Source organism: Euzebya sp. (genome assembly GCF_964222135.1).
In the GTDB taxonomy this organism is placed as follows: domain Bacteria; phylum Actinomycetota; class Nitriliruptoria; order Euzebyales; family Euzebyaceae; genus Euzebya.
In genome coordinates this window covers 47,830-62,125 of sequence record NZ_CAXQBR010000003.1, presented here as the reverse complement: position 1 = coordinate 62,125, position 14,296 = coordinate 47,830, and the positions used below count along the sequence as shown (strand labels likewise).

Here is a 14,296-nt window from a genome sequence, read left to right as displayed (position 1 = left end):
GGTGGGTGCGGCGGCGCTAGCCCTCTTCGTCGGCGTCCACGACCTCGTCGTCTGCGGCCTCGTCGTCGACGTCGCCGAGCGGCAGCTCGTCGGCGCTGGCCCGGGACTTGGGGGTGGCCGCGGCCGGCCGCGCGTCGGCGCCGACGGGGTCCGGCTCGTCCGGCGCGACGACCTCCACGTCCGTCGCCACGGCCTCGCTGGCGAGCACCGAGTTGGTCGCGTCCGCCGGTGCCACCTCCGGGGTGGTGTCGTCGAGCTCGGCGAGCGCCACGTCCACGCGCTCGCGAGCCTCGCGCAGGCGGTCGGACAGCTCCCCGCGGCGCTGCTCGAGCAGCTCGATCTGCTGTTGGGTCGCGACGGCCTGCTGGCGCAGGTTGTCGACCTCCTGGCGGGCCTGGGCGAGCGCCTCCTCCCGCGCCTGGTCGGCTTCGGCCTGCGCCCGGCGTCGGATCTCGTCACCCGCCGCCTGCGCCGCCTCGAGGATGCGCTGGGTCTCCGCGCCGATCGCGGCGAACGGCGACTGCTCCGCCGCAGCCGGCGCGGCCGGTTGCGCCGGCGCGGGCGCTGCCTCTGCCGCGGGTTCCGTGACGTCCCCCCGCTCCGCGCCGTCCTCGGACAGCAGCTGGGCGAAGGCCTCGGCCACCTCGTCGAGGAAGGCGTGCACCTCGTCGCGGTCGTAGCCGCGCAGGGACACCAGGAACTCGCGGGATTGGATCTCCTCTGGAGTCAGCACCCCGTACACCTCTTCCGTCTCGTCGGTTTGCGGGAGTCTACGGCCTGCGCGGGGCGACGGCGGTGTGGCGCACCGGCACCCCGCCCGACCCCGCCGGTCATCCCCCGAGCAGGCCGCCGAGGGGGACGTCGACGAGGTCGACGACGTCCTCGAGCAGCTCGCCGACGATCCCACCGCCGTCTCCGCCACCGCTCGCGGAGGGGACCTCGGGGGCCGGGGGCGCCGGCGCCGGTGCGGGGGCGGGCGCAGGGGACGGAGCGGGCGCGGGGGCCGGGGCGGGCGCGGGGGCCGAGGCGGGTCGGGACGCGTCGCCCGGGGACTGCGCCGCGGTCCCAGGTGGCGGCGCGGGCGGTGCGGGGGCGGTCGGGGCGTCGGCGACCTCGACCGGCGCTGCGGTGGCGGTGACTGCGGCGTCGACGATGCCCGCCAGGTCGACGCCGGTGACGTCGAGGGCGAGGGCCACGAGGCCCCACCGAGCCCCCTCGTCGCGGAGCGCGGCGATGCGCTCGGCCGCCTCCACGACGTCCGCACCGGTCACGTCGGCCGCCGCGCGGGCGAGGAGCAGCGCGACCAGGGCGTCCGCCGGCGGTCCGATGCGGCCATCGGGGCCGCCGGATGCCGTCGACCCGGTCAGCACCACGACGTCCTCCTCGGCCACCGCCGCGAACGCGGTGTAGAACGACGGCGGCCGCGGCTCGGCGCCGTACGTCGCGTCCAACCCGGCCACCAGGCCGGCGACCTGCGCGTCGAACGCCAGCGCCGCGCCCAGCTGCTGGGCGTCGATCGGGTCGGCGGCGGCGTAGGCCAGCGGGCGGTCGGCACCGGCCAGGCGGCGGGCCGACAGCGGCAGCTCGCGGAGCGCGGGGAGCTGGCCGCGCTCCCCCGGCCGCCGCACGTCGACCTCGCCGCGGTACACCGCCACCCGCGGCGCGACGCCGGCCGACACCCGGTAGGCGCCGACCCCCTCCACCTCGACGTCGTCGAGGGCCACGACCAGCCCCTCCCCCTCGACCAGCACGTCGCCGAGCCGCACGACCACCCCGTCGTCGCGCACCTCGAGCTCGGTCCCCGGGAGAGCCCGCACGACCGTCCCGTCCCCTTGCAGCGTGCTGTCGGCGACGGCGCGCACCCGGTCGCCGACCGCGACGGCGTCCACCGCCGCCCAGCCGCCGTCCGCGCGACGCTCCACGGCACCCGAGGCGACGCGCATCTCCGCCGCGTCGCCACCGAAGGCCGAGCAGGCCGGCACGACCATCGCGACGACCAGCCACAGGACTGCGGTGCGGCGCATCGCCATCGAGTGTGCCACCGCCGGACTACGCGGGCGGTGGTGGCGGCACGACGACGTCGGGGACGACCTCCGGCAGCGGCGGGACCGGCACGGGGCCCGCGGGCAGGAGGCGCACGGTGACCGTCGTCCCCCGGCCCGGTGACGAGCGGACGTCGGCCGTCGCGCCGATGCCGTCGAGGATGCGCTTGACGAGCCCCAACCCGAGGCCCAACCCGCCGTAGTGGCGCGTCTCGGTGCCGTCGACCTGGACGAAGTCGCCGAACAGCCGGCCGGTCGCCCCACCGTCGATGCCGACGCCGTGGTCCAGGACCTGCAGCTCGACCTCGCTGCCGTCGTGGCGGGCGCACACCTCGACCGGCTCGCCGTCGGGGGAGAACTTGACGGCGTTGTCCACCAGCTCGTCGAGGCAGCGGCGCAGGTAGGCCGGGTCGGCGGACACCGGGGGGAGGGGCGGGTGGACGCGCAGGGCGAACTCCCGCTCGGGGAGGGCCGCGCGCCAGGCCGCCACCGCCTCCTCGACGACCTGGGCGAGGTCGACGGCGCGGACGTCCTGGCGGACGCGGCCGCTGTCCAGGGCGGCGAAGTCGACGATCATGCCGACGATCCGCTCGAGCCGGTCGGTGGCATCCAGGATCTGCGCGGCGAACTGCCGGGTCCGGTCGGGGTCGAGCTCCCGCCGGGCGAGCACCTGCGCGTACCCCTTGATGGGGGTGAGGGGGGTCCGCAGCTCGTGGGAGACGTTGGAGAGGAACTCGGTCTTCATCTGCTCGACCTCGAGCTCGCGGCTGATGTCGCGGAGCACCAGCACCCGGCCGAGCACGGCTCCCTCGCCCGTGCGGACCGGCGCGGTCGTCGCCGCCACGGGGATCCGGCTGCCGTCGGCGCGGAGGAGGAGGAGGCGGGCGGACCCGACGTGATCGGCGACGTGATCGGCGACGGGGTCGGTGACGGGGTCGGTGACGGGGTCGGCGACCCCGGTGTCCCCCAGCACCTGGGCGACCAGCACGTCCTCGAGTGGCCGGCCGACGGCGTCGGCGGCCCGGCGACCCGTGAGCACCTCGGCGGCCGGGTTGAACGTGATGATCCGCCCGTCGACGTCGACGGCGACCAGCCCGTCGCCCATCGACGTGGTGACCGACTCGAGCCGGCCGCGGAGGCGTGCCTCGCGGTCGGCGGAGTCGGTCAGGTCGCGGCGCTGGGCGTCGAGGGAGACCGCCATCTCGTCAACCGTGGCGGCGAGCACGCCCACCTCGTCGGCGCTGGTCAGACCCGATCGTGTCGTGAGATCCCCCTCGCCGATGCGGCGCGCCACGTCGGTCAGCTGGAGGATCGGACGGGTCAGGCGGCGGATCACCACGACCGCGACGAGGAGCGCCAGCGCCGCGCCGACGATCGCGGCCAGGAACACCCGCTGGTTCTGTCCTCGCTCGAGCGCGGCGATGACCTCCGGCGTGGACGTCACCACCAGCCGGCCGAGCTCGTCGCCGCGCTCGGGGTCCGCGAGCGGCGCGCTCGCGGCGAACACCACCTGGCCGGCCACGGCGAGGTCCGCCCGGGTCGCCTCGCCCAGCCCGTCCAGGACCGCGACGGCGTCGTCGCCCGCGCCGTCGGACGTCACGGCCGGCTCGCCGGCGATCGCGCCGATGACCCCCACGTCCAGGGCGGTGGCCTGCTGGGCCGCCCAGAGGTCGTCCAGCAGGCGGCCGGTGACCAGCACCCCGGCGGGGGGGTCCTCCGGACGGGTGGAGGGGTCCCGGAGCGCGACGGCGCCGAAGCCCACCAGCGTCCCACCCGTCGACAACAGCCCGCCGGCCTCCGCGGTCGCGCCCCCCTGTCGCAGGTCGGCGACGACGGGGTCGCCCAGCAGCGCCAGGCGCACGGAGGCGGCCAGGCCGGGGGGGTGGCTGTTGACGACGTCGCCGGCGCGGTCGACGGTGAGGAAGAAGTCCTGGCCCGAGAGGCTCAGGTCGTAGACGTCGGCAGCGTCCTGCGGGCTCAGCACCGCGCCGACGAGCGACGTGGCGGAGCGCGACAGTGGCTGGGCGTCGGCGACGGCGTCCGCGGGCCAGGAGCGGACGGCGCCGGCGAGCTGGTCGGCCAAGCGCCCCAACCGGTCCAGCTCGTCGGCGGTCAGCTCGGCGGACGACACCGTCGACAGCACCGCCGCGGTCAGGATGGCCATGGCGAGGAGCGCGGACACGAAGGCGGTCAGGAGCTTCGCCAGGATCCGCCGGCTCGAGATCGTCCACAGCCAGGCACCGATCAGGAGGGCGCCGACGACGACAGCCCACTCGGCCCAGACCGGCTGGGTCGGCTCGAGTGCGTGGCCCACGCCGAGGACGGCGAGCCCGAGTGCGAGGGGCAGGGCGAGGCGGCCGGCCCAGGCCGCGCGCGTGGCCGCGACGGCCGCCATGGCCGCTGCCGCGTAGGCGGGGACCGTGGGGGCGAGGGGGACGAGGAGCCCGGCGCCCGGCAGTCCCGCCCCCGGCAGCCCGGCGAGGCTGGCAGGCCCGAGCCCCGCGGCGAGCCCGGCCAGGCCCGCCACCTGCAACCAGGCCCAGACGGCCTCGGGGCCGAGCAGCGCCCCGCCCAGCAGCTGCCCGATGGCGTACGCGAGCGCGCCGGCCACCCCGACGCGCCGGAGCGCGCCTGACGGTCCGGTGGGCGTGCGCGCACCATCGACGGGACGCCGTCCACCGCCGGCCAGCGCGAGCGCCACCCCGGTCGAGGCGGCGATCGCCAGCAGTCCGGCCGCCAGGTGGAGGGCTGATGGGACTGCGACCATGTCGGGCGAGTGTAGGCCCGTGGTCGCGCGGGTCAGGTCACGCGGCTGAAGAGGCGGCGCCCGTTGGTGCCCTGCGGGTCTCCGTCGGCGTGGACGTCACCGCTGTGGCCCTCGTGGTCGAGTGCGGACGGGGCCAGCGGACCGTGCGCGGCGGGCAGGTGCGCGGGCGGGCTCGGCTGGTGGTGCTCGCCGGCGTCCACGGCCCCGACCTCGATGCGGTAGTACGGCTTGAACTCGATCGGCACCTCGGTCAGCCGGTGGAGGCGGACCTCGGTCGCCCCCTCGGTGTTGCGGATGCGCTCGGCGAACGCGACGGCCTCATCGAGGGTCGCGGCCATGTGGGTGCCGTCGATGCCCTCCGCGGTCGTGAAGCGGATCAGGTGTTCCATGGTGACCTCATCACCCACGCATCGGCACGCGCAGCCGGGACCTTTACGCGCTGAAGACCGCTTCGAGGTCCCAGTCGGCGTCGACGGCCGCACCCGCACCGATGATGACGACGTCGAGGGGGTCGGTGGCGACGCCCACGTCCACCTGGGTCTCCGCCGCGATCCGCTGGTCGAGGCCGCGCAGCAGCGCGCCGCCGCCCACCAGGAGGATGCCCTGGCTCATCACGTCCTGTGCGAGCTCGGGCGGGCACTCGCTCAGCGTGTCGATGACCGCACCCGCGATCGCGGTCGCGGGGCGCTCGAGGGCGATGCGGACCTGCTCGGAGTCCACCCGCACCTCGCGGGTCAGACCGGTCTCGAGATCGCGTCCGCGGACCTCGGCGACGTCGACCGGCGCGGCGGGGAACGCCCGTCCCAGCGCGATCTTGAGCTCCTCCGCCGTGCGGTCGCCGATGGCGATGTCGAAGTGGTCGCGGACGAACTCCTGGACGGCGGCGTCGAGGTCGAACCCGCCGACCCGCACGGCCTTCGACACGACGACACCGCCGAGGGAGATGACCGCCACCTCGGTGTTGCCGCCGCCGATGTCCACCACCATGGAACCGACGGGGTCCTGGACCGGCAGGCCCGACCCGATCGCGGCCGCCATCGGCTCCTCGATCAGGTACACCTTCCACGCGCCGGCCTCGTGGGCGGCGTCGCGGAGGGCGCCGCGCTCGACCGGGGTGACCCCGGCCGGCACGGTGATCAGCAACCGCGAGCGGCTGAACCGGCCGACCCCCAACCGGTCGAACAGGATCCGCAGCATGCTGGCGGTCATCGAGAAGTCCGTGACCGCTCCGCCGCTCAGCGGCCGCTCGAGCTGGGCGGGGCTGTCCGCGGACGACAGCCGCTCGTAGGCCGCGTTGCCGGCGGCGATGACCTTCCCGCTGCGGATGTCGACGGCCACGACGGTCGGCTCGCGTAGCACGATGCCCCGGCGACGCGCCCACACCACGGTGTTGGCGGTGCCGAGGTCGATCGCGAAGTCAGCGCCCATCGCTGACGAACGGTACTCGTCCGCCTCAGTCGGCTCCGACCGGTGCGGACGCCGCGGGGTCGGCGGCTAGTGGCGGCGGACCGGTCGGCGGGACGCGGGTCCGGCGCCCCGCACGGCCGCACGCGGCGCGGGCACGGGACGGGTGGCGGTGGGGTCCAGGGCGTGCATCGCCCGGGCGAACTCGTCGACGGAGTCACCTGACCGGCCGCGGACCGGCGCACCGGCGCTCGCCAGGACGAACCAGGCGGCGCCGGCCAGCACGAGGAGGGCGAGGACCGCGGTCACAGCCCGGCCCCGTCGCTGGCGCGCCGGGGTCGCCCCCCGGCCTGTCCGCTGATCGTTCGCACGCTCACGCTCATCGGTCGAGAGGCTATCTCCACTCCCGGCCATGTCGAGGGAGGCACCCCGTCCAGCCGGTCCCCTCCGGACCCCTCGTCTGGAGGTCCTCCCTGCCGACCCGGAGGCTGTGAGCCCGAAGGGCTAGTCGGTGCCCGGCCAGTGGTGGCCGCCGTCGGCCCAGTGCTCCTTCTTCCAGATCGGGACCGTCGCCTTGAGGGTGTCGATCAGGTACCGGCCGGCATCGAAGGCGGTGTGGCGGTGCGGGCTCGACACCGCGACGACGACCGCGACGTCCCCCACGGCCAGGTTGCCGACCCGGTGGACCGCCCAGCCGGCGCACAGGTCGGGCCACCGGGCGCCGACCTCCTCGGCGAGCTCGGCCAGGCGGCGCTCGGCGACCTCGGTGTAGGCCTCGTAGTCGAGTCCGGTCACGGCGCGGACCGGCTGGGCCTCGTCGGCCTCGTCGCGGGCGTGGTCGCGCACCACGCCGGTGAAGGTGACCGTCGCCCCGGCGGCCGGGTCGGCGACGAAGGCCTGCGCGTCGTCGAGGGACAGCGGCTCGGCGGAGATGCCGGTGCGCCAGCGGGTGCTAGCCACGTCGCGCCTCCCTCCGGGCGGTCCTGCGCCGGCCGCGCCGCCACAGCCGCCAGCCGCCCAGGGCAGCCAGGCCGCCCACGGCGAGGCCCGCCCGGCGGACGTCGGTCCGGCTCACCGTCAGCTGCCCGACGGCGATGTCGTCGGCGTGGTCGGCCGCGAAGGTCGTCAGGATGTCGCGGTTCGACGCGGTCGGCTGCCAGCCGTGCCCGCGCAGCCGCGCGGTGTCCACCACCCAGGGGTGCAGGAGGTAGGGCATGACCTCCGCGGGCGCGGGTGAGATGCCGAGGTCGGTCCCGCGTCGCAGCACCTCGGCCAGCGTGGACTGCCCGACCTCGACCAGCGGCCGTCCGAGGTAGCCCGCGACCTCCGACGCCGACAGCCAGCCGTCGGCCGCCACGTTCAGGACCCCCCCGATGCGCTGGTCGACCACGCGCGCGACCGCCGCGGCGACGTCGTCGAGGTCGACCAGCTGCCAGGGGGCGCCGAGGCCGGAGGGGACGATGAGCCGGGGTGCGGTCAGGCGCTGGACCAGCGCCCCCGACACCCCGCCGCCGAGGACGGGGGCCAGGCGCAGCCGCGTGACGGTCACCGAGGGGTGCGCGTCGGCCCAGTCGGCCACCGCCTCCTCGACCAGCTGCCGCTGGTAGCCGTAGGCGAAGCCGGGGTTGGCCCGCAGCGGGCAGGTCTCGTCGAGCGGCAGCGGGTTGTCGTGGTGCGCGCCGTACGCCATCGCCGTGGACATGACGACCACGTGGCCCACCCCCGCGGCGTCGGCAGCCGCCAGCACGTTGCGGGTCCCGCCGACGTTCGCGCCGTACAGCGAGTCCGGGCTGGCCGACATGTCGTCGGTGAACGCGCAGTGGACCAGGACGTCGACGCCGTCCAGGGCGAGGGCCAGCAACCGGTCCCGCGGGTCCATGGTCCGCACCTCGACCCGCGGCGGCGGCATGGACGGCGTCGTCGCGTCCACCGCCAGCAGCCGCGACACGCCGTCGTCCGCGGACAGGCGCCGCAGGACGGCACGTCCGATCGGCGTCGTGACGCCGAGGACGGCGGTGGTGGACATGGCTGAACTCCGATCGGGGCGGGCCGCAGACATCATTACCATGGGTCCATGGCACAGGACGACTTCGGGTTCGGCGGCTTCGGGTTCGATCCGGAGGGGTTGTCCAACATCCCCCTCTTCCGCGAGCTGGGCAAGCTGATGTCCTGGCAGGGCGGCCCGGTCAACTGGGACCTCGCCAAGCAGATGGCCGCCGGGATCGCGGGTGAGCCGCAGCTCGCGATCGGCGTGGACGCCGACCAGGCTGCCTGGGCCGACGCGGTCCGGGTCACCGAGATGTGGCTCGACGCGCACACGACCCTCGAGGCCGTGGACGGCCCCGCCCTCGCGCTGACGGCCCAGGAGTGGGTCGCGCGCGCGGCCGACCAGGGCGGCATCGCCCGGTACGTCGAGCCGATCGCGACCGGCATGCAGGAGGCGATGGGCAAGGGCCTGGCCGACCAGCTGCCCGGTGGGATGGGCGGGCTCGAGGGCCTGGCGGGCGCGATGACGCCGATCACCGCCATGCTGACCGGCATGCAGGTCGGCACGATCGCCGGTCACCTCGCCGGCCAGCTGATGGGCTCCTACGACCTGGGCGTGCCCACGCTCGCGCCGGAGGTCGTGGCCACGGTCGGGGACTCCGCCGCGCGGCTGGCCCGCGACCACGGGCTGTCTGCGGACGAGGTGCGCTTCTGGCTCGCGCTGCGCGAGTGCGTGCACCGGCGGGTCTTCGCGGGCGTCGACTGGCTGATGGGCCACCTGACCTCGGAGATGGGGCGCTTCGCCGGCGCGATGGACGTCGACCCGTCGGCCCTCGCGGAGCGGATGGGCGGCCTCGGCGGGCTGACCCCCGACCTCCTCAGCGACCCCGAGGCCCTGCAGCGGCTGGCTGAGGAGGCCGGCGGCGGGATGGAGCCGTCGGAGGAGCAGCGCGCGATCCTCGCCCGCCTCCAGGCGCTCGTGTCGCTGGTGGCCGGCTACGCCGACGTGATGGTGCGCCGTGCCGGAGCGGGGAAGCTGACCAACCTCGCCCGCATCGAGGAGGTCACGGTGCGCCGCCGCGGGGAGCAGGGACCGGGTGAGCAGTTCCTCGCCCAGCTGATCGGTCTGGACCTGCGCCCGTCGGACGTCCGCGCCGGCGAGGCGTTCTGCGAGGCCGTGCTCGCGGCCCGCGGCCCGAACGGGCTCGATGTCATCTGGCGCGACGCCGCCCACCTCCCCACGCCCGCTGAGATCGCCGAGCCCAGCCGCTGGCTGATCCGCCTGGCAGCGGAGGAGGCCGAGACGGGTGTGGCGCCCGCGCTGGACGACCTGCCGCCCGCCGATGTGGAGATCCCCGACGACCTCGGCGGCCTGGACGGCGCGTGATCAGCCCCGTACGCCGGGTGGTCGCACCCGAACCCTCCACCTGAGGTCGAGCCCTCGTGAGGCCCGAAGAAATCCACAGGTCGAGATTTTTCGTCCACACCGCGAAACCGCAGGTCAGCGGCATGGCACCGCGGAGTTGTCCCCAGATCGGGCACGTTACCCACACGTGAGCGCCGCGCATCGGGGCAGGTCAGCGCCGTTCGACTGGTCGGCCGGTCAGGGGGATGTGGACAACCCTCGTTGACTACTCGAGGGTTGCGCCCTACCGTGTGCCGACGCGAGCGGCCCTGAGGCAGCGCCGGGCGTCGCGCTCCAAGGGGAAGGGAGTGCGAAGGTCCAGGCACCTCAGGGCCGTCCGCATTCCCCGTCCGCATGACCGGGACGTCCGACGGGTACTCGATTTGGCCTGCGCAAGCTACTGGCCGGTAATCTGCCGCCACGCGAGCCCCGAGGAGCCCCACACATGTCGAGCGAGCTGCAGTCACTGCTGGACGTCGCCCTGGCCATCGACGCCACCCCCGAGGACGTGGCGAACACGCCGCTGCCCGAGTCGATGCGCGCCGCCGTGGTCCGCGCGTCCGAGGTCGAGATGTTCGAGGGACTCCCCTCGGAGGAGAAGGACCCGCGCAAGTCCCTCCACGTCGACGAGGTGCCGATCCCACCCCTCGGCCCGAACGAGGTCCTGATCGCCCCGATGGCGTCCGCCCTCAACTTCAACACGGTGTGGACGTCGATCTTCGAGCCGCTCTCCACGTTCGGGTTCCTGCAGCGCTTCGCCCGCGAGGGCGAGCTCGGCGCGCGCCACGACCTGCCGTACCACATCGTCGGCTCCGACGCGGCCGCGGTGGTGCTGCGGACCGGCCCGGGCGTCACCCGCTGGAGCCCCGGTGACCGGGTGACGGTGCACTGCAACTACGTCGACATGGAGGGGCCCGAGGGCCACGACGACTCCATGATCGACGCCCGCCAGCGGATCTGGGGCTTCGAGACCAACTTCGGCGGCATGGCCGAGATCAGCATGGTCAAGGCCAACCAGCTCATGCCGATGCCGAGCCACCTCACCTGGGAGGAGGCCGCTTGCCTCGGGCTGACCCTGGCCACGTCCTACCGGATGCTCGTCAGCCCCAACGCCGGCGGCATGAAGCAGGGTGACGTCGTGCTGATCTGGGGCGCGACCGGCGGCCTCGGCGGCTTCGCGGCCCAGCTCGTCAAGAACGGCGGCGGGATCCCGGTCTGCGTGGTGTCCTCCCAGGAGAAGGTCGACCACCTCCACTCCCTCGGCATCGAGCGGGTCATCGACCGCAAGGCGGAGGGCTACGCGTTCTGGGACGGCGACACCCAGAACCCGGCGGAGTGGCGTCGCTTCGGCAAGAAGATCCGCGAGCTGACCGGCGGCGACGACGTCGACATCGTCTTCGAGCACCCGGGCCGCGCGACGATCGGCGCCAGCGTCTTCGTCACGAAGAAGGGCGGCAAGATCGTCACGTGCGCCTCGACGTCGGGGTACGTCCACGAGTACGACAACCGCTACCTGTGGATGAACCTGAAGTCGATCATCGGCAGCCACTTCGCCAACTACAAGGAGGCGTGGGAGGCCAACCGCCTGGTCGATCTCGGCATGATCCACCCGATCCTGACGCGGACCTACGCCCTGGACGAGGTCGCGGACGCCGCCTGGGCGATGCACACCAACGCCCACGCCGGGAAGCTCGGTGTGCTGGTCAACGCCACCGAGGAGGGCCAGGGCGTCGCCGACGCGGCCAAGCGCGAGCGCTTCATCGACGATCTGACGGCCTGGAAGGCGCTGCAGTAGGACCCCAGCCCGCGGGGGTCGTCAGGAGGCGTCGAGCAGCAACGGGTCGACGCAGGTGAGGGGGGCGAAGGCCTGGCCGGTGGAGGGGTCGACGACGACGCCGGCATCGGGGGCGACGACGGTCGCGCGCCACGTGGGCGTGCGGGTCCACTCCGTCCCGTCCCACGCCGCCGGCGCGCCGGTCGCATACAGCACCGCGCCCACCTCGGCGGCGTCGGCACCGCAGTCCGCGAGGGCCCGGGCGGACGCCGCCGCCAGGTCACGGGGTTCGAGTGCGTCGTCGGGGAAGGGCTCCATCGCCTCCACGGCCGCCGCCGGCAACGGCATCAGCTCGAGGCCGCTCAGCAGCGGCCGCTCGACGCGAAGGTCGTCCGGCGTGGCCCGGTAGGTCAGCATCCGCTCGGCATCCGCGGCGACGTAGGTCAGCCGCACCCTCGCCCAGGCCACGGCGTCGGCCGCCCCCTCCCCCGCCAGCCACACCGTCAGGTCGGCGAGGACCGGGTCGTCCTGCCAGCTCTGCGCCTCGGGCCGGGCGATGGTGCGCAGCTCAGCGATCGTCCGGGGCCAGTCGTCCTCGGGGCGGCCCAGCACCTCGACGTCCGCCGCCTCGGTCACCGCGGCGCCGTCGGGGTCGACGGTGGCGGACGGGTCGGTCAGCTGACAGCCCGCCAGCCCGAGGGCCAGCGCGACGGCGGCGGCGACCGCGCGGGTGATCCTGCCGCGGACCGTCGGGTGGCGAGGTCTCACGCGGGCACCTTCGGGGGCGGCACCAAGGGGGTCCCCTCGACCGGTGCGGTCGGCAGGAGCAGGCAGACGGTGGCGTCCCGCTCGACCCGGATGCGCCCGCCCTCGGCCTGGATCAGCGACTTGGCGAGGCGCAGGCCGCGCCCGGGCGTGGAGGCCTCGTCGAAGCCCGGCCCCTGGTCGGAGACGCAGAGCCGCACCCACCCGCGGCTGACGGCCGTGGTCGCCGGGACGCTCGCGACGGACACCGTGATGGTGCCCTCGCCGTGCTCCAGGGCGTTGTCGAGCAGCACCTGGAGGCACTGCCCGATCGCCGCGGCCCGGGCGCGCACCAGCGGCACCGGGTCGACGTCGACGGTCACCTCGCGGCCGGCCGCCTGCGCCAGGGACCGCCACGAGTCGATGCGGGCCTCGACCAGCGCGCCGAGCTGGATGTGCTCGTCGCCCATCGGCACGTCCGCCAGGGCGAGCAGCTCCTCGATCGTCGCCTCCAGCCGGTCGGCCTCGGCGAACGCGGCGTGCAGCAGCGCCTCGTCGGCACCGGACGCCTCCAGCGCCTCGAGGTCCAGGCGGAGCGCCGTCAGCGGCGTGCGGAGCTGGTGGCTGGCGTCGGCCCCGAAGGACCGGCTCCGCTCGACCATCGTCCCGAGCCGCTCGGCGGTGATGTCGAGTGCGCGGGCCACCTGGTCTGACTCCGGGATGCCGCTGCGCGGCGCCCGCGCGGTGAAGTCCCCCTCCCCCAGCGGCGCGGCGGCCGCCGCGAGCGACTCGAGCGGGCGGGCCCGGCGGCGCGCCACGCCCCGGCCGCCCCGCGCGACTCGAGCGGGATGGCCAGGCGTCGCGCCACGCCCAGGCCGACCAGCCCGGCGAGGCCGAGCGCGGTGACGCCGAGCCCGGCGATGGCCAGCCACGCGCCGGTCAGCTCGCTCTTCAGCCCCGAGTCGGGGGAGACCGCGCGGAGGATCTGGCTGACCCCGCTGACCCGGAGCGGGAGCGCCACGGCCAGGACCCCGTGGTCGCGTGCGCGGCCGACCTCACCCTCGGCGGCGCTGGCGACGTCGGTTTCGAGGCCCTCGGGCACCGCCGGCGGGCCGCCGGTGTCGATGGTGATCCGCAGCGGTCCGCGCTGCTCGAGCAGCTGGAAGCGGATGTCGCGCTCGGCGGTCCGGTCCGCCAGCGGGTCCGAGAGCTGCCGCGGGGTCATCCGGTCGGTGTTGATCAGCACCTGCACCTGCTCGGCCTGGCGCTGCAGGGTGTCGAGCGCCTGGCCCGTCAGCACCCCGTCGATCGCGATCGCCAACGGCAGGCCGAGCAGCACGACGCCGACGGCGACCGTGCCGACCGTGGCCAGGACGAGGCGATGCCGCACGGGTTATCAGTCTCCGGTCTCGAACCGCAGACCCACCCCGCGGACGGTGGAGATGTACCGCGGCGACCCCGCGTCGTCGCCGAGCTTGCGGCGCAGCCACGAGACGTGCATGTCGACGGTCTTGGTCGACCCGAACCAGGTCGTCTCCCACACCTCCCGCATGATGTCCTCGCGGGTGACGACGGTCCCGGCCTCGCGGACCAACATGGCGAGGAGGTCGAACTCCTTCGGGGTCAGGTCGAGCTCGACGTCGCCCCGCCACGCCCGTCGGGCCGCCAGGTCGACGCGGACGTCCTGGGCCTCGACCGACTCGACCTCCGCGTCGGCCGCCCCGGCCTGCGCACGGCGGATCAGCGCCCGACGGCGGGCGAGCAGCTCGGCGAGGCGGAAGGGCTTGGTGACGTAGTCGTCGGCGCCGGCGTCGAGGCCGACGACGACATCGGCTTCAGAGGTCCGGGCGGTCAGCATCAGCACCGGCACGCCGGGGTGCTGGTCGTGCAGCCGGCGGCACACCTCGACGCCGTCGATGTCCGGCAGGCCGAGGTCCAGCACCACCGCGGCCAGGTCGTCGGTGGCCAGGGCCAGCGCCTCCCGCCCGGTCGCCACCCGCGTGACGGCGTACCCGCCGCCGCCGAGGGCCGCGGCCAGGGGGGCGGCGATGCCCTCGTCGTCCTCCACCAGCAGCACCTTCTGCTGCTCGGGGTCCCTCGTCGCGTTGGTCACCACGTCGTCTCCACACTGCCGTCGGTCGCCACCCAAGCATGCCTGCACCCCCGCGGCGGTC

14 protein-coding genes are annotated in these 14,296 nt (G+C 75.0%); 2 read left to right on the top strand and 12 right to left on the bottom strand.

Going from position 1 to position 14,296, the window contains the following annotated elements; genetic code table 11:
* Positions 1–16 precede the first annotated feature (16 nt).
* The 8 genes from ACEQ2X_RS01060 to ACEQ2X_RS01025 all read right to left on the bottom strand — a co-directional run bounded on the left by ACEQ2X_RS01060 (position 17) and on the right by ACEQ2X_RS01025 (position 8,239).
* Positions 17–733, bottom strand: a complete 717-nt coding sequence (locus tag ACEQ2X_RS01060) for a DivIVA domain-containing protein (protein WP_370323884.1) — start codon at positions 731–733, stop codon at positions 17–19.
* A 97-nt stretch (positions 734–830) separates the two neighbouring features.
* Complete coding sequence (locus ACEQ2X_RS01055) at positions 831–2,024, bottom strand: hypothetical protein (protein WP_370323883.1); 1,194 nt, start codon at positions 2,022–2,024, stop codon at positions 831–833.
* Between the two features lie 25 nt (positions 2,025–2,049).
* On the bottom strand, positions 2,050–4,809 hold the full coding sequence (locus ACEQ2X_RS01050) for an ATP-binding protein (protein WP_370323882.1): 2,760 nt from the start codon (positions 4,807–4,809) through the stop codon (positions 2,050–2,052).
* Between the two features lie 32 nt (positions 4,810–4,841).
* A complete protein-coding gene (locus ACEQ2X_RS01045) occupies positions 4,842–5,198 on the bottom strand; it encodes a hypothetical protein (protein ID WP_370323881.1) in 357 nt (118 codons plus the stop codon).
* A 43-nt stretch (positions 5,199–5,241) separates the two neighbouring features.
* On the bottom strand, positions 5,242–6,237 hold the full coding sequence (locus ACEQ2X_RS01040; RefSeq protein WP_370323880.1) for a rod shape-determining protein: 996 nt from the start codon (positions 6,235–6,237) through the stop codon (positions 5,242–5,244).
* Between the two features lie 66 nt (positions 6,238–6,303).
* Positions 6,304–6,522 carry a hypothetical protein gene (locus ACEQ2X_RS01035; protein WP_370323879.1) on the bottom strand — a complete coding sequence of 73 codons (219 nt, stop codon included), beginning with the start codon at positions 6,520–6,522 and terminating at the stop codon, positions 6,304–6,306.
* A 195-nt stretch (positions 6,523–6,717) separates the two neighbouring features.
* Positions 6,718–7,173: a molybdenum cofactor biosynthesis protein MoaE gene (locus ACEQ2X_RS01030; protein WP_370323878.1), complete on the bottom strand. Its 456-nt coding sequence runs from the start codon at positions 7,171–7,173 to the stop codon at positions 6,718–6,720.
* Positions 7,166–8,239, bottom strand: coding sequence for an NAD-dependent epimerase/dehydratase family protein (locus tag ACEQ2X_RS01025; RefSeq protein WP_370323876.1), 1,074 nt, complete (start codon positions 8,237–8,239; stop codon positions 7,166–7,168). Before ACEQ2X_RS01025 ends, ACEQ2X_RS01030 begins: the two co-directional genes overlap by 8 nt.
* 48 nt (positions 8,240–8,287) lie before the next feature.
* Between ACEQ2X_RS01025 and ACEQ2X_RS01020 the strand changes: the two genes are divergently transcribed.
* Positions 8,288–9,586, top strand: coding sequence for a zinc-dependent metalloprotease (locus ACEQ2X_RS01020; protein ID WP_370323875.1), 1,299 nt, complete (start codon positions 8,288–8,290; stop codon positions 9,584–9,586).
* 463 nt (positions 9,587–10,049) lie between these two features.
* A complete protein-coding gene (gene ccrA, locus ACEQ2X_RS01015; RefSeq protein WP_370323874.1) occupies positions 10,050–11,399 on the top strand; it encodes a crotonyl-CoA carboxylase/reductase in 1,350 nt (449 codons plus the stop codon).
* Positions 11,400–11,420: 21 nt separating this feature from the next.
* Here the strand turns inward: ccrA and ACEQ2X_RS01010 are convergent, their stop codons facing one another.
* From ACEQ2X_RS01010 to ACEQ2X_RS00995, 4 genes are read right to left on the bottom strand one after another with little or no spacing between them, the layout of a single operon-like run.
* Positions 11,421–12,146, bottom strand: a complete 726-nt coding sequence (locus ACEQ2X_RS01010) for a hypothetical protein (RefSeq protein WP_370323873.1) — start codon at positions 12,144–12,146, stop codon at positions 11,421–11,423.
* Positions 12,143–12,784 carry a sensor histidine kinase gene (locus ACEQ2X_RS01005; protein ID WP_370324057.1) on the bottom strand — a complete coding sequence of 214 codons (642 nt, stop codon included), beginning with the start codon at positions 12,782–12,784 and terminating at the stop codon, positions 12,143–12,145. The genes ACEQ2X_RS01010 and ACEQ2X_RS01005 overlap by 4 nt, the downstream gene beginning before the upstream one ends.
* On the bottom strand, positions 12,724–13,512 hold the full coding sequence (locus tag ACEQ2X_RS01000; RefSeq protein ID WP_370323872.1) for a hypothetical protein: 789 nt from the start codon (positions 13,510–13,512) through the stop codon (positions 12,724–12,726). Before ACEQ2X_RS01000 ends, ACEQ2X_RS01005 begins: the two co-directional genes overlap by 61 nt.
* Positions 13,513–13,518: 6 nt before the next feature.
* Positions 13,519–14,235: a response regulator transcription factor gene (locus ACEQ2X_RS00995; RefSeq protein WP_370323871.1), complete on the bottom strand. Its 717-nt coding sequence runs from the start codon at positions 14,233–14,235 to the stop codon at positions 13,519–13,521.
* Positions 14,236–14,296 lie beyond the last annotated feature (61 nt).

What these genes read in the sequence shown, in the direction of transcription:
- ACEQ2X_RS01055 (WP_370323883.1), bottom strand. Translation starts at nt 2,024, where the DNA reads ATGCGCCGCACCGCAGTCCTGTGGCTGGTCGTCGCGATGGTCGTGCCG.
- ACEQ2X_RS01050 (WP_370323882.1), bottom strand. Translation starts at nt 4,809, where the DNA reads ATGGTCGCAGTCCCATCAGCCCTCCACCTGGCGGCCGGACTGCTGGCG.
- ACEQ2X_RS01045 (WP_370323881.1), bottom strand. Translation starts at nt 5,198, where the DNA reads ATGGAACACCTGATCCGCTTCACGACCGCGGAGGGCATCGACGGCACC.
- ACEQ2X_RS01040 (WP_370323880.1), bottom strand. Translation starts at nt 6,237, where the DNA reads ATGGGCGCTGACTTCGCGATCGACCTCGGCACCGCCAACACCGTGGTG.
- ACEQ2X_RS01025 (WP_370323876.1), bottom strand. Translation starts at nt 8,239, where the DNA reads ATGTCCACCACCGCCGTCCTCGGCGTCACGACGCCGATCGGACGTGCC.
- ACEQ2X_RS01020 (WP_370323875.1), top strand. Translation starts at nt 8,288, where the DNA reads ATGGCACAGGACGACTTCGGGTTCGGCGGCTTCGGGTTCGATCCGGAG.
- ccrA (WP_370323874.1), top strand. Translation starts at nt 10,050, where the DNA reads ATGTCGAGCGAGCTGCAGTCACTGCTGGACGTCGCCCTGGCCATCGAC.
- ACEQ2X_RS01005 (WP_370324057.1), bottom strand. Translation starts at nt 12,784, where the DNA reads ATGGTCGAGCGGAGCCGGTCCTTCGGGGCCGACGCCAGCCACCAGCTC.